This is a genomic window from Mesorhizobium sp. CA8 (genome assembly GCF_020164955.1).
Classification (GTDB): Bacteria; Pseudomonadota; Alphaproteobacteria; order Rhizobiales; family Rhizobiaceae; genus Mesorhizobium.
Genome location: NZ_JAIUHG010000032.1, coordinates 1 through 21595 on the forward strand (window position 1 = coordinate 1; position 21595 = coordinate 21595).

Annotated in this window: 22 protein-coding genes; 15 read left to right on the forward strand and 7 right to left on the reverse strand. The window is 61.5% G+C overall.

The features are described from left to right. The 4 genes from LB553_RS26590 to LB553_RS26605 form a co-directional block, all read left to right on the forward strand. Nucleotides 1-3311 (forward strand): beta strand repeat-containing protein (locus tag LB553_RS26590; protein ID WP_224517681.1); only part of this gene is annotated, 3311 nt, incomplete at its 5' end. A 72-nt stretch (nucleotides 3312-3383) separates the two neighbouring features. Continuing rightward, nucleotides 3384-3752, forward strand: coding sequence for a hypothetical protein (locus LB553_RS26595; protein WP_224517683.1), 369 nt, complete (start codon nucleotides 3384-3386; stop codon nucleotides 3750-3752). 180 nt (nucleotides 3753-3932) lie between these two features. Beyond that, a complete protein-coding gene (locus LB553_RS26600; protein WP_224517685.1) occupies nucleotides 3933-4235 on the forward strand; it encodes a lytic transglycosylase domain-containing protein in 303 nt (100 codons plus the stop codon). Nucleotides 4236-4365: 130 nt separating this feature from the next. Next, on the forward strand, nucleotides 4366-5637 hold the full coding sequence (locus tag LB553_RS26605; protein ID WP_224517688.1) for an ABC transporter substrate-binding protein: 1272 nt from the start codon (nucleotides 4366-4368) through the stop codon (nucleotides 5635-5637). 323 nt (nucleotides 5638-5960) lie between these two features. Here the strand turns inward: LB553_RS26605 and LB553_RS26610 are convergent, their stop codons facing one another. The 6 genes from LB553_RS26610 to LB553_RS26635 are packed head-to-tail and all read right to left on the reverse strand — an operon-like array spanning nucleotide 5961 to nucleotide 11424. Further along, nucleotides 5961-6947, reverse strand: coding sequence for a phosphatase PAP2 family protein (locus LB553_RS26610; RefSeq protein WP_224517690.1), 987 nt, complete (start codon nucleotides 6945-6947; stop codon nucleotides 5961-5963). Nucleotides 6948-6965: 18 nt separating this feature from the next. Beyond that, a complete protein-coding gene (locus LB553_RS26615; RefSeq protein WP_224517692.1) occupies nucleotides 6966-7511 on the reverse strand; it encodes a prepilin peptidase in 546 nt (181 codons plus the stop codon). Continuing rightward, on the reverse strand, nucleotides 7508-8053 hold the full coding sequence (locus LB553_RS26620; protein WP_224517694.1) for a tetratricopeptide repeat protein: 546 nt from the start codon (nucleotides 8051-8053) through the stop codon (nucleotides 7508-7510). Before LB553_RS26620 ends, LB553_RS26615 begins: the two co-directional genes overlap by 4 nt. A gap of 52 nt (nucleotides 8054-8105) precedes the next feature. Continuing rightward, on the reverse strand, nucleotides 8106-9062 hold the full coding sequence (locus LB553_RS26625; protein ID WP_224517697.1) for a type II secretion system F family protein: 957 nt from the start codon (nucleotides 9060-9062) through the stop codon (nucleotides 8106-8108). Between the two features lie 8 nt (nucleotides 9063-9070). Further along, nucleotides 9071-10042 (reverse strand): type II secretion system F family protein, encoded by a 972-nt coding sequence (locus LB553_RS26630; protein ID WP_224517699.1) that lies wholly within the window; start codon nucleotides 10040-10042, stop codon nucleotides 9071-9073. Then, on the reverse strand, nucleotides 10042-11424 hold the full coding sequence (locus LB553_RS26635) for a CpaF family protein (RefSeq protein ID WP_224517701.1): 1383 nt from the start codon (nucleotides 11422-11424) through the stop codon (nucleotides 10042-10044). Before LB553_RS26635 ends, LB553_RS26630 begins: the two co-directional genes overlap by 1 nt. Before the next feature lie 494 nt (nucleotides 11425-11918). On the opposite strand from LB553_RS26635, the gene LB553_RS26640 reads away from it, so the two are divergent. The 10 genes from LB553_RS26640 to LB553_RS26685 all read left to right on the forward strand — a co-directional run bounded on the left by LB553_RS26640 (nucleotide 11919) and on the right by LB553_RS26685 (nucleotide 20085). Beyond that, nucleotides 11919-12125 (forward strand): Flp family type IVb pilin, encoded by a 207-nt coding sequence (locus LB553_RS26640; protein ID WP_224517702.1) that lies wholly within the window; start codon nucleotides 11919-11921, stop codon nucleotides 12123-12125. Nucleotides 12126-12238: 113 nt separating this feature from the next. After that, nucleotides 12239-13249, forward strand: a complete 1011-nt coding sequence (cpaB, locus tag LB553_RS26645; protein ID WP_224517704.1) for a Flp pilus assembly protein CpaB — start codon at nucleotides 12239-12241, stop codon at nucleotides 13247-13249. Nucleotides 13250-13301: 52 nt separating this feature from the next. Then, nucleotides 13302-14747: a type II and III secretion system protein family protein gene (locus LB553_RS26650; protein ID WP_224517706.1), complete on the forward strand. Its 1446-nt coding sequence runs from the start codon at nucleotides 13302-13304 to the stop codon at nucleotides 14745-14747. Continuing rightward, nucleotides 14734-15036 carry a hypothetical protein gene (locus tag LB553_RS26655; RefSeq protein ID WP_224517709.1) on the forward strand — a complete coding sequence of 101 codons (303 nt, stop codon included), beginning with the start codon at nucleotides 14734-14736 and terminating at the stop codon, nucleotides 15034-15036. Before LB553_RS26650 ends, LB553_RS26655 begins: the two co-directional genes overlap by 14 nt. Nucleotides 15037-15097: 61 nt before the next feature. After that, a complete protein-coding gene (locus LB553_RS26660; protein ID WP_224517710.1) occupies nucleotides 15098-16597 on the forward strand; it encodes a TadE/TadG family type IV pilus assembly protein in 1500 nt (499 codons plus the stop codon). A gap of 4 nt (nucleotides 16598-16601) precedes the next feature. Continuing rightward, nucleotides 16602-17099, forward strand: a complete 498-nt coding sequence (locus LB553_RS26665) for a TadE/TadG family type IV pilus assembly protein (protein ID WP_224517712.1) — start codon at nucleotides 16602-16604, stop codon at nucleotides 17097-17099. Continuing rightward, entirely contained in the window at nucleotides 17093-17728 is a 636-nt protein-coding gene (locus tag LB553_RS26670) for a TadE/TadG family type IV pilus assembly protein (RefSeq protein ID WP_224517714.1), read from the forward strand. The genes LB553_RS26665 and LB553_RS26670 overlap by 7 nt, the downstream gene beginning before the upstream one ends. After that, complete coding sequence (locus tag LB553_RS26675) at nucleotides 17725-18888, forward strand: AAA family ATPase (protein ID WP_224517716.1); 1164 nt, start codon at nucleotides 17725-17727, stop codon at nucleotides 18886-18888. The genes LB553_RS26670 and LB553_RS26675 overlap by 4 nt, the downstream gene beginning before the upstream one ends. A 79-nt stretch (nucleotides 18889-18967) precedes the next feature. After that, complete coding sequence (locus LB553_RS26680) at nucleotides 18968-19531, forward strand: L,D-transpeptidase (RefSeq protein ID WP_224517718.1); 564 nt, start codon at nucleotides 18968-18970, stop codon at nucleotides 19529-19531. Next, nucleotides 19528-20085 (forward strand): hypothetical protein, encoded by a 558-nt coding sequence (locus tag LB553_RS26685; protein ID WP_224517720.1) that lies wholly within the window; start codon nucleotides 19528-19530, stop codon nucleotides 20083-20085. Before LB553_RS26680 ends, LB553_RS26685 begins: the two co-directional genes overlap by 4 nt. Before the next feature lie 35 nt (nucleotides 20086-20120). Here LB553_RS26685 and LB553_RS26690 read toward each other — a convergent pair whose 3' ends face one another. Beyond that, the gene (locus LB553_RS26690; RefSeq protein ID WP_224517722.1) at nucleotides 20121-20657 is read right to left on the reverse strand and encodes a hypothetical protein; all 537 of its coding nucleotides are present in this window, start codon (nucleotides 20655-20657) and stop codon (nucleotides 20121-20123) included. Between the two features lie 132 nt (nucleotides 20658-20789). On the opposite strand from LB553_RS26690, the gene LB553_RS26695 reads away from it, so the two are divergent. After that, nucleotides 20790-21560, forward strand: coding sequence for a thermonuclease family protein (locus LB553_RS26695; protein ID WP_224517724.1), 771 nt, complete (start codon nucleotides 20790-20792; stop codon nucleotides 21558-21560). Nucleotides 21561-21595: the final 35 nt, after the last annotated feature.

The window sequence follows — 21595 nt, forward strand, 5'->3', positions numbered from 1 at the left end:
ACGGCGACAGCGCGCCGGCCGGCAACCTGGTCATCAACATCGTCGACGACGTGCCGACGGCGCATGCCGATACCGACAGCATCGCGGCCGGCCAGTTCGGCCCGGCGACCGGCAATGTGCTGACCGGCGGCACCGACGCGGGCGACGCCAACACCACCGACGGCAATGCCGACACCCAGGGCGCCGACGGCGCAACCGTGGTCGGGGTCGTTGCCGGCACGACTGCCGGTGGCGAGGACGCCAATGTCGGCACGGTCATCCAGGGCCTCTACGGCAAGCTGACGCTCAATGCCGACGGCTCCTACTCCTACACCCGCGACGCCGGCTCGCAGGGCGGCCATGACGACGTCTTCACCTACACCATCAAGGACGGCGACGGCGACCTGTCGCACACCACGCTGACCATCTCGATCGGCGACTCCACGCCAACCGACACCATCCCGGCGCCCGGCGGCGCCGACACCACCGTCTATGAAGCCGGCCTGGCGGCCCGGCCCGGCGAGTCGGCCGGCTCGAACGCGGCGGCAAACTCCGAGACAACCTCGGGCAGCATCGGCTTCACCTCGCCCGACGGCATCCAGACCGTCTCGCTCGGCGGCCATGTGCTGAGCGGCGTGCCCCAGACCTTCACCGACGCCACCGGCTCGCTGACGGCAAGCTATACCTACAATCCGGCAACCGGCATCGGCTCGATCAGCTACACCTACACGCTGCTCGACAACACTTCCGGCGACAACACCCATGCCTCCTTCGCAGTCGTCGTCACCGACACCGACGGCGACAGCGCGCCGGCCGGCAACCTGGTCATCAACATCGTCGACGACGTGCCGACGGCGCATGCCGATACCGACGCCGCCCAGTCGGGCGAGACGGTCACGGGCAATATCGAGACCGGCACCAGCACCCACGGCACCGGTGCGGCCGACACGGCGGGAGCCGACGGCATCGCCTCGATCGCCTGGACCGGTTCGGTCACCAACGCCGGCATCACGACCGTAACGGGCACCTATGGCGTGCTGACGGTGCAGGCCGATGGCAGCTACAGCTACAAGGCCTTCGCCAACACCTCCGGAACGGACGTGTTCACCTACACCATCAAGGACGGCGACGGCGACACCTCGCCCTCGACGCTGACGATCAATGTGACCAACGGCCAGCCGCAGCCGGTGGCAGCGACCGTGCAGGTCGATGAGGCGGCGCTGGACACCAGCGCTGTCGGCGACCTGGCGGCCTCGACGGTGACAGGGTCGAACCTCTCGAGCACCAATGAGACGAAGACCGGCACGCTGACGCTGGGCGATCCAAACAGCCCGCATATCACCAACATTGTCGGTGCGGTCACGCAGTCGGCAGTGGGCGGCTCTGCGGTAACCGTGCAGGGCAACTACGGCCTGCTGCAGATCGACCAGAACGGCAACTACACCTACACGCTGACCAAGCCTTATACGACAAACCCGGCCACCGACAACGGCGCCGAGGTCGAAGCCGGTAAGGACGTGTTCACCTACACGGTGACCGATGCCTTTGGCAACACCAGCACCTCGACCATCACCGTCGACATCAAGGACGACGTACCGACGGCAGTCTCGTCGGACTATGCCGTCCTCTCTAACGGCGCGGGCGCTGCAGTCTCATTCTTCCTCGATGCAGACCACAACGTAGCAAACAACTACGGCGCGGACGGCGCCGGTACAGTGCGCTTCGCGGCGTCTCTCGACGGCACAGACAGCGGCCTCACGTCTGGCGGCGCGCACATCATCTATGACGTATCGCAAGACGGCCATACCCTTACCGGTACGGCCAATGGCGTTACGGTGTTCACCGTCGCTCTCAATCCAGCGAGCTCTACCTACTCAGTGGATATGGATGGGCCGGTCGACAGCTTGTCGCAAGTCACTTTCACCAACGGATCATATGCATTCTACGGGGGAAACAGCCCTTGGGCTGGCTTTGTGCCTACAGGACAGCAAAGTAATCCGGTCAACGATGACTCGAGGGACGTGCTTTTCACTCCCCTCGGCACCGGTTCGACGATCAACGGGAACGCTAATTCCTTTGGCGTCGGTGGCGGCTTCGCCGGACAGAACATCGGCTCAGGTGAAGGCATCCGGGTTGATTTCGTTCAGGATTTGACCGGTTCCGCGATGACTGCCGGCGCTCAGATCTTCGACAGCCATTATATCGCTAACGGCACCAACTTCACCTTCGGCGATGGAACCGCAAACTCTGTCCTTCAGATTACCGCCCGTGATGATTACAACGGCCTCGGCCCAAACAACACAGGCACCGACGGTAACTATGTGGTTGGCGACGGCCATTACGATTCGATCTCGTCGATCGTAATTACGTACAATGGGCAATCGCAAACAGTCGACTTCGCGGACACCGCGGCCCATTCGTATACAATCGGCGGCAGGACCTACACGGTTCAATTCGTCGATGTGGATCCCACCGCCGCGGTTCATTATGCCGCCCAAGTAACAGGCGTGCTCGATACGAGCGTATCGATCGCCACATTCACTGCCGACGGCTATAGCAGCCTGGAACTCTCCAATATTTCACCGCTCAAAGGCAATGGCCAACCCGACACCGGGACCGACTTCGCCATTACCGGCTTTGGCTCGGCCGTGCAATCCAGCGATCCTGTCAGCTTCACCCTTCCGGTCCAGGTCGTGGACGGCGATGGTGATACGGCTGCAAGCTCGATCGGCATCACACTAACCGGTACTGCGACCCAGGATCATTCGACCGATCTCGTGGGGGCTTCCCACGTCTACACATCTACGTCGGCCCTGCCCAACATCATCGGGTCCAACTTCGATGACTCTCTCACCGGCGACAGCTCCGCGAACGCATTGTACGGCGGCGCCGGCAACGACACGATCAATGGCAATGGCGGCAATGACACGCTTATAGGCGGAGCGGGCAACGACACCCTCGTCGGTGGGGCGGGCAACGACACCCTGATCGGCGGCGCAGGGGCTGATACGCTCACCGGTGGCACTGGCGCCGATACGTTCAAGCTTGATCACCTCGAGCTGAACATCAAAGATCTCATCACCGACTACAATAAAGCTGAGGGAGACCAGATCGACCTGACCGCGTTGTTCGACAAGGCGGCCGCCGGCAACATCGCCGACTATGTCCATTACGACACCAGCACTAAGACGCTGAGCGTCGACACGGACGGTACGGGCAATGCGGCTAACTTCGTAGATGTCGCGGTGCTGCAGAACGGACCGACTACCACCGGCACGATCAACATTCTTTACGATGACTCGAACCATCAGCAGCACACGGCAACGATTTAACACTTATGCGCGGGCATGCTGTCATGCTATGCATCAGCGAACCGTGAATTGATAATTCGGAGAGGGGTTTACATGAAACATTCCGTAAGATTGCTGGCTTCGGCCGCCGCGCTGCTGGTGGCCGGGTCGACGGGTTTCGCCGCCGACATCATTGGCGAGCCGGCGGTGAATTATTGCCGCACCGTCGGCACGTCGGACCTGGTGCTGACCGACAACATGGTCGAGCTCAAGGCTCATGTGGTGAAGCTGATGGACGAATCGGTCGCCGTCGCCAACAGCCCGGAATGGATCAACTCGTCGCGTCCCGCCTTCGTCTGGGCCTCGGAAGCCAAGGTCGCCTGCGGCATGGCCTATGGCTACCTCAAGACGAACTACAAGGACGAAGACACGCTCAACAAATGCGAGTGCTTCCACGACCGCATGGTCGAGTATATGCACTGAGCTGACAGGCAAGCGAACGCCGGCTGGCGCGATGGTGGCCGACGGAGAACCGGCGAAGGCGATCGCGCTGGACCGGTCCGCCGTTTCACCGAAACGGCGAAACGGTCTATCTCTTGTTTCGGCGCAATTGCGAACGGAAGACCGCTACGCTCCTTTCCTGGAGTTGCCCTGGCGGTCGCCTTGCTTAGCCTGGGGCAAACACCTGTCCACGCCAACTGGCTGGAACGACCACAACCGCCGGGCACGCAGCCCGTGCAATGCGACGCGGCGCCCGAGCGGACGCGCGAGACATTCAAGGCATTCGCCACCTGCCAGGCCTCGCTCTACGGCCTCGAGCCGGTGCTGGCGCATGCGGTGATGGAGATCGAAAGCGGCTTCGATCCCGGCGTGCGCGGCGCCGACGGCGAGGTCGGGCTGATCCAGGTCATGCCGGCGCCGGCGCGCATGCTCGGCTTTCGCGGTTCGCTCGAGGAGCTCGGCTAGCCAGCCACCAACATCGCGTTTGGCGTCAGATATCCGGCACAAGAAAAATGCGGGACGGCGGCGAGCAAGACGTTAAGGTCAGGTAGAAGATAGACCGGGATAATAGCTGGCGGCACATGGTGGAAGCGGCATGAAATCTGAGCGGCACGAACCGCGTTTACGGCACATTGTTCTGGCGCTGGTTGCGGCACTGTCCGGATGCCAGTCCAAGAGCGGCGCGTCGGACGTGCTCGATCCGTCGGCGATCGCGGCACCCGCCGGCCAGACGGGCGCCGCCGCGGCGCCCGCCCAGCAGGCCAGTGGTCAGACCTTGAGTCCGGCCTTGGGCAGCACGACGTCGGGCGGTCCGACATCGGTCGTCGCCGCCAAGGCCCAGCTGACGCTCGGCACGGGGCCGACCAAAGTGGCCATGCTGCTGCCGCTTTCGGCGCCCGGAACCACCGGCGAGAACGGCCGGAAAATGTATGACGGCGCGCGCCTCGCGATGGCCGATCTCGGCGACAAGCTTCTGACGCTGACGATCGAGGATACGCGCGGCGACAGCGGCTACGCGAAGGACCTCGCGGTGAAGGCGATCACCTCGGGCACGGCGAAGGCGGTTATCGGGCCGTCCGAGCTTGCGGCCGCGCAGCACCTTGCCAAGCTTTCTGGCTCCAAGCGGCCGCCGGTGCTGGCGCTGGCCGACAATTTCGCCGGCGGCCCCGGCGTCTATTCCGTGCGGCTCAGCGAAGCCGACAGCGCCGCAGCGGGCGCCGCGGCAATCGCCAGCAAGGGCGCGAAGAAATTCGTGCTGCTGGTGCCGGCGGGCGCGGCCTCGAGCGCCATTGAATCCCGGGTGGCCAACGCGCTCAGCATCTATGGCGCCACGCTTGCGGTGACGCTGCCCTATTCGCCGACCGATGGCGGCGCCAAGGTGGTGTCGGACATGGGCTCGCTGGTCGAGGCGCCCGACGCCGTGGTCGTCGCCAGCGGCGGCGGCAGCCCGACGGCGGTGCTCGCAGCGCTGAAGGCGAAAGGCATTCCAGGCAAGACGGTGACGCTGATCGGCACCGACCGCTGGCTCGAGCGCCCGATGGATCCGCTCTATGAGAGCGCCTATATCGCGACGCTCGACGAGAGCGAGACCGGGCCGATCGCCGACCGTTTCAAGGCGACCTACAAGTATCAGCCGGATGTCAACGTCGCCTATGCCTACGACATGGTGGCGCTGAGTGCGGGCATCGCGAGCGCGGCCGGCCCCGACGGCTTCAACAAGCAGGTGCTGGAGAACACGACCGGCTTCCGCGGCTCGACCGGCCTGTTCCGCTTCCGCAGCGACGGCTCGAGCCAGAGGTCGATGCCGTTCTTCAGGGTGGAGAAGGGTAAGCTTAAGCTGGTAGAGAAGCAGACGGCGGGGTTTTAAATTTCATTGGATGGGCGGGTCGTTGGATCTTCTTAGAAAGCTTCTTATCCTAGCAGTCGCTGGCGCGGTGGCAGCGGGTGCCGTCGCGCTCATTGAACAGCTGGTGTTCGAGGCGCCAAGGCCAGCTATTTCCGACGAGCCGCTGCCGGCGCCGTTCGTTAAGGGGAAGCCGGTTCGGCAATGGAACCGGCACCTGACATAGCTGCGAAATGAACGGGGCGGTCAGCCCTTTGCTTGCACGTCGTACCCGGGTTTCGCTGCTCAACTGGAGGTTTTGGAAGGCATTCCCGGGGAACCCGTTTCCGTCGCAGGAGCACAGAGCGTCAACCTTTGGTTAGTGGGAAAACTGCCGGGGCATGGGCTTCCCCACGATCGTAAGAGGCGATCGCCCTGACGGTAACAATGGAAGCAACGGCAACCACTGCGCCCGCAATCACGTCGATGAGGTGGTGTCCGCCTTCTGGAAGTGTGCTGACAATCATTACGGCATTCAGGCACCCGACAGACCAGAACAGCCAGCGGTAGTCTCGAAGCGCGTAGACTACCATGATGCCGAGTGCGGTATGATAGGACGGGAAAGTGACGAGACCTTCGGCCCTGGTCACGAGTAGGTTAAATGGCTCTCCTGATCGTATCCTCATCAGCTCGGTGAAGTGCCACATTCCCGCTCGTGCCGTGAAATTGCTGAAGTCGATTGGTCTCGGCTGGAAATACGCACAGGCTCCCGCCGCCGGCACAAGCGACATCAAGGTAGCGGTCAGCGCCGACGAAACCGCCAGCAAGGCGATGAACTCGGTAAGACGAGGACGCTTTGCAAAGGCCAGCAAAAGGAGCAGAAGCGGAAGCTGCCGCGCAAGCGCGTGATAAGCGAAAACGAGCGCCCCTGCCACTATCGGCTGCCTGTTCGTGAGGTCGAGAAAGGCTCGCCAGTCGAACCCTATAGCTGCGTCTAGCGCAGCCAATGTTTGGTCCATCAGCGGCCTGTCAGTTGCAGAAGCCAGATACATGAACCAGACCGACGCAAAACTCATTGGAACGAAAAGGCAGCCATTTTTGGCGAGCGAGCGGACGGCGGCGGCACTGGCCGCGATCAATCGCCCCACCAGTGAGCTGTCTTCTTCGATTCGCCATTCCACGAGCATCATCGCGACAATGATTGCCGCGAGCACCATCATAACTTTGGCCAATTCGAACCAATTGTGCGAATCGAGAATGACGCTGGAGCGTGGGAAATAGAAGAAGTCCACAACAAAGAAAGCTAGGGTGACAGTTGCTATCGTTGCAGCCAGTCTGAACTCGCTACTGCGCACCGCGACGCCTCAGTTTGGTCAGTTGAGTTGCTCAAGTATGCCGGAACTGGTTGCAACCACCACAGCGTGATACATCTGCAAAACTATTGCACAGATCGCCGCCATCGAAATTGGCACGCCGAACGGCACGACGCCCTTGCGGTCCATATGCTGCACATAATGGCGGAACATTCCTGCCGGCAACAGGAAGGGATTCTTGACCAAAGCAGCCGTGGCGACCGCGAACACCAGCAGGAACACGGAAAATACCGCGAGATTGCTCCCGCCCACCAAAAACGGAGTTACGCTCATCAGCTTGACGTCGCCGGCGCCAATCTTGCGCAAAAGCCAGAATGGAAAAAGCGCAAGAAACAGCGCGGCGCCGCCGAAGGCGCTAATTCCCATTTCCAGCCATGAATGAGTTTGCAACGCCTGGAATTGCAAAGCTCCTAGGCCGAGGCAAAGCAGCAGCAGCACGTCACGGTTGGATATCCGCTGCGTGGTGAAATCCGTCCAGGCAATTCTTACCAGCAGCAGGATCGCCAACGCCTTGAACACAAGTGACGCGGCAAGCAAAAGGCTCATGACCGCTCTATGTTCCGCACGCTGGACGACAGCAGCTTCAGATTGTTGGCCACGGTCGGATCGTTGGGGGCCAGTTCATAGGCTTTGAGGAAGTTACTGCGCGCGTCCTGCAGCTTGCCGCGCAGCAGATAGGAATAGCCGAGATTGTTGTAATATTCCGGCGTCGCGCCGAGCAGTCGGTAAGCCCTGCCATAGGCCATGTCGGCCAGATCGAACCGCCGGATGCGGTCGCATGAGGCGGCAAGGCCCAGCCAGGCGACGCCGTCGTTCGGAGCGAGTCGAGTGGCCTTGTAGAACAAAGCGCCGGCATTGCCGTAATTTTCGGAACGGAACTGCGTCTTCGCTTCGGTGATCGCCTGGTCCGAGGCGTAGTAGTCAACGTCGCTTATCGTCTTCAGCCCGTCGAAGGTATCGCCGAAGGCCGTGTAGTCGCCTTTGGCCGGCTCGTTGGTGCGGACCACCCCGCCGGTGGTGTCGTGCGTCTGGCATCCGGCCAGGAAGATCAGCAGCAGGCTGGTCGCGACTGCGAGGCGCTTTGTCATTATGTGTCCCACGAGTCCCCGACTCTGTTTTAGAATCTAATCATATGACGCACTAGAAGAAAATGCCCTTCATGCGAATGATCACCGGCAGCATAATGATCATCAGAACCACCGGAAAAATGCAGAGGCCAAGCGGAATTGTCATCTTGACGGGCAAGGAGTTGGCACGTTCTTCCGCACGCAGAATGCGCTGATCGCGCATCTCGGCGCTGTAAACGCGCAGGGCGTCGGTGAGACTGGTGCCCAGCTCTTCCGATTGCCGGAACAGCACCGCCAAGGCCTTGGCCTCATCCAGTCCGATGCGATCGGCTAGCTCACGCAATGCTTCGCGCAACGGCTTACCCGCCCGCAATTGCAGGTTCATGATCGTAAGCTGGATGCCCAGCCATTTGTGCGTGCCCGCCAGTTCCTGGCTCACCCGCTCGACCGCCGCCTCCAGGCTCATGCCGGCATCGGCGCAGGTGATCATCATATCCATGAAATCGGGAAAAGAGCGACGGTAAACCTGCTTCTGCGAATTCTCGAAACGATCGAGCATGATGCTCGGAATGACGATGCAGCCGAGGCCGATCAGACCCGCGCCCGCAAAGGCGAAGATGCCGGGCAATCGCGGCGGCAATACCCTCGAGAGGAGGGCATACATAAGCAGAAAACCTATGGCGACGGCCCCCAGCCGGCAAAGTGTATAGATAAGCGGTGCGCTCGCGCCATAAAAACCGGCGCGAAAAAGCTTGGCTTCCAGAGCGTCAGGCTCGTTGCGCTCCTTCTCCATGGATCTGAAGTAGGCTTCGACCGGCTTTTGCGCCGCGGCTCGGACGAGGTGGTCCTGTCCCAGGATTGAGCGGCGATCCACGGACCCATCGCCGACGAGACTGTCCGTCACCAGCCTGCGCGTCTGCATCGCGGGCAGGAAAACGAGCGCGGCAAACAGGAACAAGGTCACCGCCGCCACGAAGACGGCGAGCGACACCAGAAAGGTCAGGTCGTTCGTGTTCGAAAGCAGGTTCATGGCCGCGCCTAGAAATCGAAAGTGACCATGCGATACATGATGTACGTGCCAAGCAGCGCCCAGCAACCGAATGACAAGAACACCGGCAGGATCAATGGGCTACCCCAGATTTTGCCATAATAAGAGGGCGCCACAAGCATCAGGATCAGGAACATAAAAAGAGGAAACAGCGAGATGATCCATGCCGATACCCGCCCCTCGGCCGAGAGCGCTCTGATCTTCAATCCAAGTTTCCGCCTTTCGCGCAGAACGGACGACAGGTTCGCCAGGATCTCGGTGAGGTTGCCGCCTGTTTTGGCCTGGATCGAGAGCGAAACCGACAGCAGATGAAGGCCCTCGAAGCCGACCCGCTCCGACAATTTCCGAACCGCCTGCTCCATACTGAGCCCGAAGGTGATCTCGTCGGCGACGATGCCGAATTCCGTCCCAAGCGGATCGGGCATTTCACGCGCGACGAGACCGATTGCGACCGAGGCCGGGTGGCCGGCGCGGAGCGAACGGACGATCATATCGAGCGCATCTGGCAATTGCCCAGCGAACTTCAGGATTCGCTTTTTGCAGGCTCGCCGCAGGAAAAGCAGCGGTAATGCGAACCCCACCCCCAGGAAGATGAGGAAAGCCGCCGGCGCCGAGACACCAAACAGAAACCAGACAAGCAGCGCCAGCCCAAAACCGGCGAGAAGGAACGACACCGCGAAAGTCATTGGGTTTCCGGTTATGCCGGACCGGGTGTATAGCCGGTTCAACCAGATAAGGTTGGACGCGAAGTCTCCTGAACCAGTCAGGCCGCGCTCGCGCAGCAGGCTTTGCAGGGTCTGCTCCGCCGGCGCCTCGTCGGCGAGGCGACGAAGCCGGTGGTTGACCGCGAGCAGGTGCGAACGCCGGCGCGTGAGGGAGAGGTAGAATGCCTCGCCGGCAAGGATGACCGAGGCGGCCGCGACCACATAGATGAAATAGAGCAGCGTCTGTCCCGTCAGCATTACATCGCTACCTGCGGATTGAAGGCGTCCTTGGCGAAATGGAGGCCGAGCGTCGCTGCCTCAGAGGCAAAACGGGGGCGAACGCCGGTGGCGCGAAAATCGCCGACGATCGTGCCGTCGGCGGCAACGTCGCGCCGGACATAGTGATAGATTTCCTGCAGCTGGACGACATTGCCTTCCATGCCCGTGATCTCCGAAATCGAGATCACCCGCCGGCCGCCATCGGAAAGACGCTGCGTTTGCACGATGATGTCGATGGCGGAAGCGATCTGAGCGCGAATAGAGTCGTGCGACATCGGCATGCCCGCCATGCCGACCATCTGCTCCAGTCGGGAGATGGCGTCGCGCGGCGTGTTGGCGTGGATGGTGGTCATCGAGCCTTCGTGGCCGGTGTTCATGGCCTGAAGCATGTCGAAGGCCTCCTCGCCGCGCACCTCGCCGACGATGATGCGATCCGGCCGCATGCGCAGCGCGTTCTTCACCAGCTCGCGCTGACGGATCTCGCCCTTGCCCTCGACATTGGGCGGGCGCGTTTCCAGCCGGCCGACATGCGGCTGCTGCAGTTGCAGTTCCGCCGCGTCCTCGATGGTGACCAGACGTTCTTTCGACGGGATGTAGCTCGACAATGCGTTGAGCAGCGTCGTCTTGCCGCTGCCGGTGCCGCCCGAAACCAGGATCGATTTGCGCGCCTGCACTGCGATCCGCAGCATGTCGATCATGGGCTGGCGGATCGAGTTGAACGCCATCAGGCGTTCCAGCGAATAAGGATTCTTCGAGAATTTGCGGATCGAGACGAGCGGGCCGTCAACCGAGACCGGCCGCACGGCGATGTTGACGCGCGAGCCGTCGTCCAGGCGCGCATCCGCCATGGGCGAGGATTCATCTACCCGACGCCCGATATTAGAGACGATCTTGTTGATGATCCGCAGCAGATGCGCCTCGTCGCGGAAGCGGATCGAGGTCTGCTCGATCATGCCGCGTCGCTCGATGAACACGCGCTCATGCGTGTTGATCATGATATCGGTGATCGAGTCGTCCTTGAGCAGAGGTTCGATCGGACCGAGCCCCAGCATCTCGTCGGCTGTATCACTGGTCAGTTGATCGAGCTCACGGGCATTCAAAGGCACATTCCGGCCGCGCACGAACTCGCGCACGATCGGCCGAATCTCGTTCAGGATCTCGTCCTTGGAGGCGCTTTCCAGCGCCGTCAGGTTGAAACGGTCGATGAGATGGCGATGCAGTTCGACCTTGAGGGTCAGGAAATCGTCGCCTTGCGGTTCGGCCTCGGCCGCGGGAGAAGCGGCCGCTCCATTCGGGGCGACGACGACCGGGGCTAGCGGCGTCTTCTGTTCATTCGGACCCTTGATGAAGCGACCCAACATGCCGCCCGCCCCCTTTTAATTTCCGCCGTGAAACTAAGCGTTAACCACGAGGTGCACAAGCGGCTTAGCGGACACACTGCAGGTATTACTTGCGACATAGTTAAGAAACCAAGTTTTGATAAATCGTTTTATTTTTGCCTGGCTTTAGGCCCACCGACTAAAGTCCTAAGACGTTTGGTGGCTCCCGGGAATTCCTCGCGCTAACCTCCTTAATATAAATGGATATGCCATATTCCTAATGTATTGGCCTTTGCCCTTGGATGTGGCCAATTTGTGAATGAATGGTTAAGACCGCTTGAAAAGTGAAGCGAATCAAGCTGTTGTACAAATTTAAAGAGCTCTGAACGGAGTATTGAAGGGTTAAAAGACTGTTAATCCGTTTGACCGGATTTTTAGCGGCACCTAGGATTGAACGCGACGGGGGATGCTTTGGTTTGGGGTTCATTCCTTGGCTCTGTCTCGTCGGGTTCAAACCTCCAAGGGGAGAAATTGGCATGAAGAAGCTCATGACGATGGCCCGGCAGTTCCGCGACGACGATAACGGCGCTGCCATGGTCGAATATTCGATTCTGATCGGCATCATCACCGCAGCAGTGATCACCTTCATCATCTCTGTCGGCGTCTATGTCACCAATGCGTGGAGCACACTCTGCACCAATCTGCAGACTGACACGCAGAACGCCACGGGCGTGACCTGCTAAGCTGGAATGGCCAAGCCCCGGGGGACGATCCCGGGCCTGGCCGAACTGATATTGCAAACTCGGGCTGAGCCCGAGTTTGCAAGCGCCGAGGCGGGTCGAAGGGGGTTTGGGAAATGCGCGCCAATACACTCATCATGATTGTGCTCGCCGGCATATTCGGCGTTCTTGCGGTCGTGCTTGTCAACATCTGGCTGGCGGGTCAGCGCAACGCTATGGCCAATGGCGTGCAGGCCAGCACGGTGGTGGTCGCGGCGGTGCCTTTGAAATTCGGCGACGCGCTGAGCGCCGACAAATTACGCGAAATTGCATGGCCGGCGGGAGCGGTGCCGACAGGCGCCTTCAAGACAGTCAAAGAGGCGATGGCAGGGAATGGGGCGCGCCAGGCGCTACAGTCCATCAGCGCCAATGAACCTGTTCTCGCGGCTAAGATTACCGGCCCAGGTCAGCGCGCCACGCTGTCGGCCGTGCTTGACGAGGGGATGAAAGCCGTTTCCATCAGGGTCAATGACGTGCTCGGCGTCGCGGGATTTGTTTTCCCCGGCGACAGGGTCGACGTGCTGCTAACCCGGAATGTTCGCGGTGACGACGGCGCCGATAAGAGTTTTGTCGATGTGTTGCTGCAGAGCGTCAAGGTGCTTGCCGTCGACCAGGTTGCGGATGCGACCAAGGACAATCCGACTGTCGTCAAGGCGGTGACGGTCGAGGTGAGCACGAAAGATGCGCAGAAGCTCACCTTGGCCGCGGGTGCGGGCCAATTGTCCCTGGCGTTGCGCCAGGCTGCCGGCAGCAAGGGTGAGGCGAATCAAAGGGTTACGCTGGCGGATCTAACCGCTGACACGCCTGAGGATGTCGCTAAGCGTCAGGCCGAGCTGGACAGGCAGGCTGCCGAGGAAGCGGCGCGCAAACAGGCGGACCAAAGGATTGACGGCCTCGCCAAGGCGGTTGAACGGGTCGGCAGTCAACTCGACCAGATGAGCAAGGCAAAGCCTGCGCCGGCAGTCGCCACGCCGCAACCGGTGAAGGAAGTAGTCAAATACGTGCAGCCGGAGCCGCCCAAGTTGGCGACGATCGGAGTGTTCCGGGGCGTCAAGCTCGAATCATACGAAGTGCCGCGACAAGACTGACGAGGGTCGGCGCGGCGGAGGCTGCCTGGGGCAGCAAGCGGGGAGACGGGGAATGAAGGGGATTTGGGTCAGGATAGCGGCGGCCGCGCTATCTGTGTTGGGCGTATCGGCGATCTCCGGCCATCCGGCTGCGGCGGCCGACCGCTTCATCGACGTGTCGAGCCCTTCGCTGCATCGTGTGTTCGTGCCTGTTTCCCAATCCGCCACGATCCAGGTGAACGCTACTTTGGGCGACATCGTGGTCGGCGACGAGAAGATCGCCGATGCGCAGCCGATGACCGACAAGACGCTCTACATCATCGGCAAGAGCGTCGGCACCACCACCGTCAATCTGTTTTCCGAGGACAAGCGCTCGCTCGGCGCCATCCAGATCGAGGTCGGCCAGGATGTCAGCGACATGGCGGTGGCTATCCGCCAGGTGGCGCCAAAGGCCCGCGTCGAGATCGGTTCGATCAACGGCAAGATAAGGCTCAGCGGCCATGTCAAGGACGCCGCGACACTGGCATCCATCGTGGAAGTCACCCAGCAATATGGCCCCGACGCCATTATCAACGCCGTGACCATCGATGACAGCGAACAAGTCAATCTTTCCGTACGCATCCTGGAGGCCAAACGCAGCGCCGGTCGCGATCTTGGTGTGTCGTGGAGAGGCGCAAACCGCAGCGGCAAAACTATTTGGGGAACTGGCGATGCCACGGTGGACAAGGACGGAACAGTACTTGGAACCGGCGATCTGATCAGCGGTCTGTTGTCGAATTCAAGCCCGTTCGCGGCACTGATAACCCGCGTCATCGACAGCAACGTCAAGGTCGATCTGATTATTCAAGCGCTGGAGTCGAAAGGCGTCGTTCGTACGCTGGCCGAACCAAACCTCACCACGGTCTCGGGCGAAACAGCCAGCTTCAACGCCGGCGGCGAAATACCGGTTCGAAGCGTCAACAGCCAAGGCGAAGTCGAAATCCAGTTCAAGCAGTTCGGCGTCAACCTGAACTTCACGCCGGTCGTCCTCGACGACGGCAAGATCCACATCAAGCTTGCCCCTGAGGTCAGCGACCTGACCGGCTTCACCCCGGCTGGCGATCCGATCTTCACCAATCGCAAGCTGGCGACCGTGGTCGATTTGCGCGACGGCCAGAGCTTCGCGGTCGGCGGCCTGCTCTCGAGCAAAAACACCAGGCTGCAGGACCAGGTGCCGTGGCTCGGTCAGGTGCCGATCATTGGTGCGCTGTTCCACAATTCGAGCACGCAGAAGGAAGAGACCGAGCTTGTCGTCATCGTGACGCCGCATCTCGTGCGGCCGGTGAAACCCGGCCAGCAGCTGGCGACACCTTTCGACAAGACAAGGCCGGCCAACGATCCGGAACTCATGCTGCTCGGTCAGCTCGAAGTCAACAAGGACATGATCCGCATGTACGAGCATGGCGAAGGCGTCACCGGGCCCTACGGCCACATGCTGGATGTGAAATCGAAGGACAAGCTGGTCTATGTCAAGAAATAAGCTCCTGCTCGTCCTTCTCGGCACCAGCCTGCTCGCAGGCTGCGCGGCCGACTATTTGAACAATTACGACACGATGACTTTGGCATCGGGCGACTCGCAGAAAGCCAATCAGCTCCTGCAGACGGTCGATCCCTATAACCCGGCTTCCAACAACACGAAGATCGAAGGCAATGGAGCTCGGTCGGTCGCCGTGGTGCAGAAATACAAGCTTCCGCCAGGTGGGTCCGCGCCGGCAACCAACATGACCGTCAATGTCGGCCCGTCGAGCGAGACCAGCGCAGCGAAGTAGAAGGATGCGGTTTGTCAGGCGAGCGAGGACGCCTGGCACGAATGGAACAGAGAGTAAGATCATGTTGAGGACCATTCGTGAATTCTGGAACGATCAGCGCGGCGTAGCGATGATCCTCGTTTCTATCATGTTGCCGGTGCTTATCGGATTTGCACTGCTGGCCGTCGACATGAGCCGCGCTACCGGGCTGCACAGCGATCTGCAAAAAGGGGTCGACGCGCTTGCGCTGGCCGGCGCGGCGGAACTCGATGGAAGAGCGGACAGCATCACGCGCGCCAACAACGCCATCAGCAATCTGGTCGCCAACAGAACGCTTTTCTCGACGGCTGGCAGCCACGAGATAGCGCGCGCCGACATCACCGTGACGTATCTGACCGGGATCCCTGCCAGCGACAATACGGCGCTTGGCGCCAATGGTATCGATGCAAACGGCGCTAACTGGGCCAGTATCGATCCCACGGCGGTCAGTTTGGTCGTGGTGACACTTAATGCCGCGAGCGCCGGGACCTTCGAAAGCTTCTTTCCTGTAAGCATGTCCAGCCGCAGCACGATGGATATCCGGCCGCAGGCCGTCGCGGGCTTCAAACAGTCGATATGTGAAACCGTGCCGCTCTTCATGTGCAACCCGTTCGAAACGACAACGCCGGGGACCAGCAAGACGATTCAGCAGGCCTTTGCCTCTGGCGATACCTATGGCCGTGAATTTCGCGTACTGAAGGTCGATTCTAACCCGGGCCCAGGCAATTTCGGCTTGATCGACAACAACCTGACTTCCTTGCGCGATGCCATTGCGATGGGCACGGCTGGCACCTGCTATAGCCGGGACGCGCTGACCACGAAGACCGGTGTCACTCTCGGCCAAGTGAACACCGGGCTGAACACCCGGTTCGATCTCTACAGCGGCTCACTGAACAAGAATGACAAGGACTTCAACTATCGTCCAGCGAGCAATGTCCGCAAAGGCCAGAAGACCGGCTGCAGCAAATACGACCCGGTAACCGACGGCACGGCGCTGCCTCTTCCTCCTGGAACGAACTACAACGATTCAAAGGGCATGTCTGACCCAATCACAGCCCAAAGCTTCTGGAGTACCTACTGGTCTGTCAATCACGGGACGACATATCCAAATGTCCCAAGCGCCACCAATCCGACCGGCTCCAAGACTGCTCCAGCATCGCGATATGACGTCTATAAATATGAGATCGCGAGAGGACTCGTCGGTGATAAGTCGAAGGCGCCGACAAAGGAAAGCGGAACACCATCCTGCTTTAAGGGCAGCACACCGACGCCCGATCCTGATCGCCGTCTGCTAAATATGGCAATCGTGAACTGCATAGCGAACCGGGCAAAGATCAATGGCCATATTCAGTTAAGGCCAGACGGCTACGTCAGCGTGTTCGTCAACACTCCGGTTCAGAAGCAGGACAATACGAAAGATCCCGAAGACCCATCAGCCGGCGAGAAACCGATCAGCCTGGAGATCGTCGATGTCGACGGCGCATTTGCCAACAACACTCTTGTCGACAAGGCGTTTCGGAACGAAGCGCAGCTTTACCGGTAGAGCCATGCTGATCGCGCTCAAACGAATCCTCCACCGGTTCAAGCGCGACGACGACGGGGCTGTCCTGGTCGAGATGACCCTTGTGACGCCTTTCGTGTTGCTGTTGTCGGCCGGCGTCTTCGAATTCGGCAACATCCTGAACACACGCATGCTCCTCGACGCCGGCGTCAGGGACGCGGCTCGCTATATGGCGCGATGCAGCAGCGATTGGAACACTTGCTCCGGATACGCAACAAATCTTGCCGTGAATGGAGCCATAACCGGCGGCAGTGCAAGAGTTCCAGGGTGGACCACCGGCCAGGTCACAATCACCAAATCATTGTCCATTCCGGCGATCGATCCCGCTACAGGCACTGAGTTCTATCTCAGCCCCACCAGCAACGTCGAAGTCGTGCAGGTCAGCACGACATTTCCGTACGCAAATCTCGGGCTGTGGTCCTATCTTGGCTTCGGTCAACTCAGCCTGACCGTATTCCATCAGGAGCGCATCTTCGGATGGTGATACCGCGGCGCAAGTTCTGGGCGGCGGAGTCCGGTGCCGCAATGGTCGAAGCAGCGATAGCCATGCCGCTGCTGCTGACCCTCCTGCTCGGCTTCGTGGACTTCGGCTATGCCTTCTACCAATGGAATGCGGCCGACAAGGCAGTCCAGGCCGGAGCAAGGCTCGCGCAGATTTCCGGCCCCGTTGCCAGCGGGCTTTCGCTCGAGGCAAAAACGCCCAGCAACTCGCTGGATGTCGGCAAAGTCGTTCCAGCCAACACGTACAATTATATCTGCACGGCCAACGCGGCGGGAGCGGTCTCGTGCACCTGCGGAACGGGTGCGACATGCCAGGACCTCACCGCAAGTCAGGCGGCCTTTGATTTTATTTTCAGCGGCAGCGCGGGCCGGGCTGGAATGCAATCATACCTGCCGATGCTGACGAAGTCTCAGGTTCGCATCCAGTATCAAGCTTCGGGCCTTGGCTACTGGACCCGACCCAATGGTCCCGTCCCGACCATCACGGTCAGCATCGTCAATCATCAATTCCAGTTCTTCTTCCTGGGCGGATTGCTCGGGTTCGGCAACATCACCATGCCCTCCATGCTGAGTACTGTAACGGGTGAAGATTTAAAGAGTACGTACCCATGAACGCCATCGACACCAGAGTTCTCCCGACCAAGCGAAAGCAGGTGGCGCTGTTTTCCGGCGATGCGAATTTCAAGCGCGACGTCACCACGCGCCTCGACGCGCTGGCGATCTATGACGTCAAGGTCTCGGATGCGGCGGAGTTCCTGAAGGGGCCGCCGGTCGACGGCCGGCCCGGCATCATCATCCTCGATCTCGCCAATGGCGAGCTGCTCGGCAATCCGGGGATCGTCGAGGCGCGCGCGGCCTGGGCGTCGGTGCCGCTGATCGCGATTTCCGACGAGCTCACCTCCGAGCAGACGCGCGTTCTGGTGCGCATGAACGCGTCCGACTGGCTGCACAAGCCACTCGACGCCAAGGAGCTGCTCAACGCCGTCACCTTCCACGACACCGGCAGCCAGGGCACCAAGAGCCGCATCGTCACCTTCATTGCAGCCAGCGGCGGCGCCGGCGCGACCACGCTGGCGATCTCGGCGGCCGAGTATCTGGCCTCGAAGTCGGCCGAGCGGGCGGCCTCGTCCTGCCTCGTCGATCTCGATTTCCAGAGCGCCAATTGCGGCGCCTATCTCAACCAGTTCAACCAGTTCGACCTCTCCGGCATCATCGGCCAGCCGGACCGGCTCGACGTCGAGCTGATGGACGTCATCAAATTGTCGAGGCCATCCGGCCTCACGCTCTATTCCTTCGAGCGACCGCAATTGCCGTTCGAGCCGCAGGGTTCCGACTTCGTCTTCCGGCTGCTCGACCTCGTCGCCTATCGCTTCGACGACATCGTCATCGACCTGCCCAACATCGAGACGCCGTGGCACGATTCGGTGCTGCGCACGAGCGACGAGATCTTCATCGTCTTCGAGCTCAACGTCGCTTCGCTGAGGCAAGGCAAGCGGCTCTACAAGAAGATCCGCGAATTGCGCGGCAACAAGGTCAGCATCACGCTGGTGGCCAATAAGCACAAGCGCAAATGGTTCGGCAACCACTTCTCGCGCAGCGAGCTGGAGAAGATCTTCAAGGCGCCGCACATCAAGTCGCTGGCGCTGGACAACGCGCTTCTGGCCGACGCGCTGAACCGCGCCATCCTGCCCTCCGAGGTGGACGGCCGCGCGCGCTTCAACAAGGACCTGAAACGCATGTTCAAGGAGCGGCTGGACAATGCCCAGCGCTAGAGCAATTCCAGGAAAAGTGCGAAGCGGTCGGGCTCGGCAACTTCGCTGTAGCCTTCCGTCCGGAATTGCGGCAAAGCAAATGCTTCGCGTCGCCAGGCGTCTTGCCGCGGCCGGCCTGATCGGCATCGCGCTGGCGTCGGCCTGCGGTTCGGCGGAGGCCGGATCGGGACTGCCGCCGCTGCCCGCCATGGGTCCAAGCCTGCGCAAGGCGGTCGCCTTCGAGACCGGCGAGCAGCCGGGAACGATCGTCATCCGCAAGAACGAGAAGGCGCTTTATCTGGTGACCGCACCGGGGCATGCGCTGCGCTACCAGATCAGCGTCGGCCGCGACGGCTTCGGCTGGACCGGAACGGTGAAGATCGCGTCAAAGACCGAATGGCCGCAATGGCGCCCGCCCAAGGAGATGCGCGCGCGCCGGCCGGAACTGCCGGCGATGGTGCCGGCCGGTCCCTACAATCCGCTCGGCGCCCGGGCGCTTTATCTGTCGCGCGACGGGCGCGACACGCTCTATCGCATCCATGGCACCAATGATCCCAAGGGTGTCGGTTTCGACGGCACGTCCGGATGCTTCCGGCTGACGAACACCGATGTGATCGATCTCTTCAAACGCGTCGCGGTGGGCGCAAAGGTGGTGGTTGAATGACGATGATCAGCGAGCCGGACGCTCCGGCAATCGAACTCGGTCACCGGGAAGCCGCTCCGGGAAAGCCCAGCCGGGCCAAGGCGATCGGCGTCATCGCGGCCGGCGCGTTGCTTATCACTGTGGTCAACGTGACGGCCGCGGTCTATCTCTATCGCGGCGTCAGCGACCTCAGGATGATGGAGGCGCGGCTGGAAAAGCTCGGCCAGTTCGAGCAGCGCATTAGCGCCCGCCTCGACACCGTCAACAACGGTTTCCAGAGCCGATTCGAGACGCTGGACCGCCAGTTGCAGGCGAGTTTCGGCCAGATCAACGGCAATATCGCCAGACTGGAGCAAGGCCAGCCGGTCGCAGCCAGCGAGCCGGCGTCCGGCGCGACGCAGCCGGCCATGCTCGACAACACCACGGTGGCGGATGCGTCCGCGGCCGATGGAGGCGCTGGCGCCGGAGACGGGCAGCCCGCGTTCAAGCGCAAGGTCGCGCCTCCGGGGCCTAACCCGTCCTACCAGCGCATCCAGCAGCCCGACGGCAAGGTCTATTACAAGAAGATCAACTGAGCCCGCGGGCCCTCGCCGCCGACTGAGCAAGCCGGTTACAGATCGCGCTGCAGTGAAAGGATGCGGATCGCGCGGGCTTCGGCGCGCAGCCTTACCTCGCGCAGGAAAGCGACGTGGCAATAGGCGCAGGCCGCGAGACCGAGGCACAGCACCAGGCAATTTTCGGCGTTGAAATCGAGCATCAGTGAGAAGTGCAAGCCGTTCGGTATGGTGAAGGCGGCAATGGTGCTCGCCGTTTCCGCATTGCTGCTCAGCGCCATCATCTTGCCTGCAAAGATCAAGGCAGCGTGATTGGCCAGGAAGAAGCCGGCGGACCTTTTTGCCTGGCAAATCATCCAGCAGGCGCCTGCCGCGAAGACAATGATGGCCGCATCGAGCGCCATCGATCCGCCGAGATAGACATGCGCCTGCTGCCAGAACATGGTCGAGAACGGCCGCAGTTCGAGCCAGGCGTGCCACACAGCGGGGCTGGCGGGATAGAAGCCGAGCAGCAGCGCCGCCACCCGCTCCGCTACCAGCAGAAGCAGCATCAGGGCAGGAAAGGCAAAAAGCAGGATCGGCTTGCGCATCATGTCATCCCCTCGACATCCGTTAAGCGATTCTAGGCCGCATTGGTTGCGCGACGCTTAACGCAACGCCTTGCTTTTCAAGGAATGTCGCTCATGTCTAATGTGTGATCCGGTCCAACGGTCGTGGGTGGCGCCGTGTCGGCAGGAGCTAACGGGCTCGAGCAGCATCATCGACAGCCGGCACGACCCGGCGAAGGTTCGCGCGTCAGCCCGGCGAATCCGCCCGGCCGCCCGCTGCTGGCGTCCGCCCTCGGCGGCCTCGGGCTGCTCGCAGGCATGGTGCTGATCGCCGAGGGCGGGCGCTGGCTGCCGCCTTCGATCGCGCCGGTGGAGGGCGCCGGCGATCCTAAGCCGGCCTCGCCCACCCCGATGCATGACACGCAACCGGGCCAGCCGGCACGCAAGATTGCCGAGGACCTCATCGCCCCGCCGCCGCTCGACATGTCCGGGATCGAGCGCGTCGAGCCGCGTCCCCCGCTTGGCGAACTCGGGCTTGCGCCGGCACCGAAGACGCCGATGCCGCAGGATTGGCGCGAGACGCTGCTCTTCCGTCCGGTCGCGACCTCCTCGGCGATCTTCGAAGCCATGGGACGCACGGTCGCCATCAGCGGGACGGTCGACGTCGACCCCCACAGAACCTGCACGTTCGACGACACCGCCTGGCCCTGCGGCCAGCGGGCGCGGGCCGCCTTCGACGCCTGGCTGCGCGGCCGGGCGCTCAAATGCCTCCTGCCGCCGGATGCCGACCGTTTCGCCATCGCCGCGCCCTGCGTGCTCGGCAAGCAGGATGTCGGCGCCTGGCTGGTTTCCAACGGCTGGGCGATGGTGGCTCCCACGGGTATCTACGCCAAGGCGGAAGCGGTGGCGAGAAACGCGCGGATGGGCATTTTCGGCCCGCCGCAATAGCGCCGCCGCGGGAAAGCCGGCGGCCGGTTCCGTCT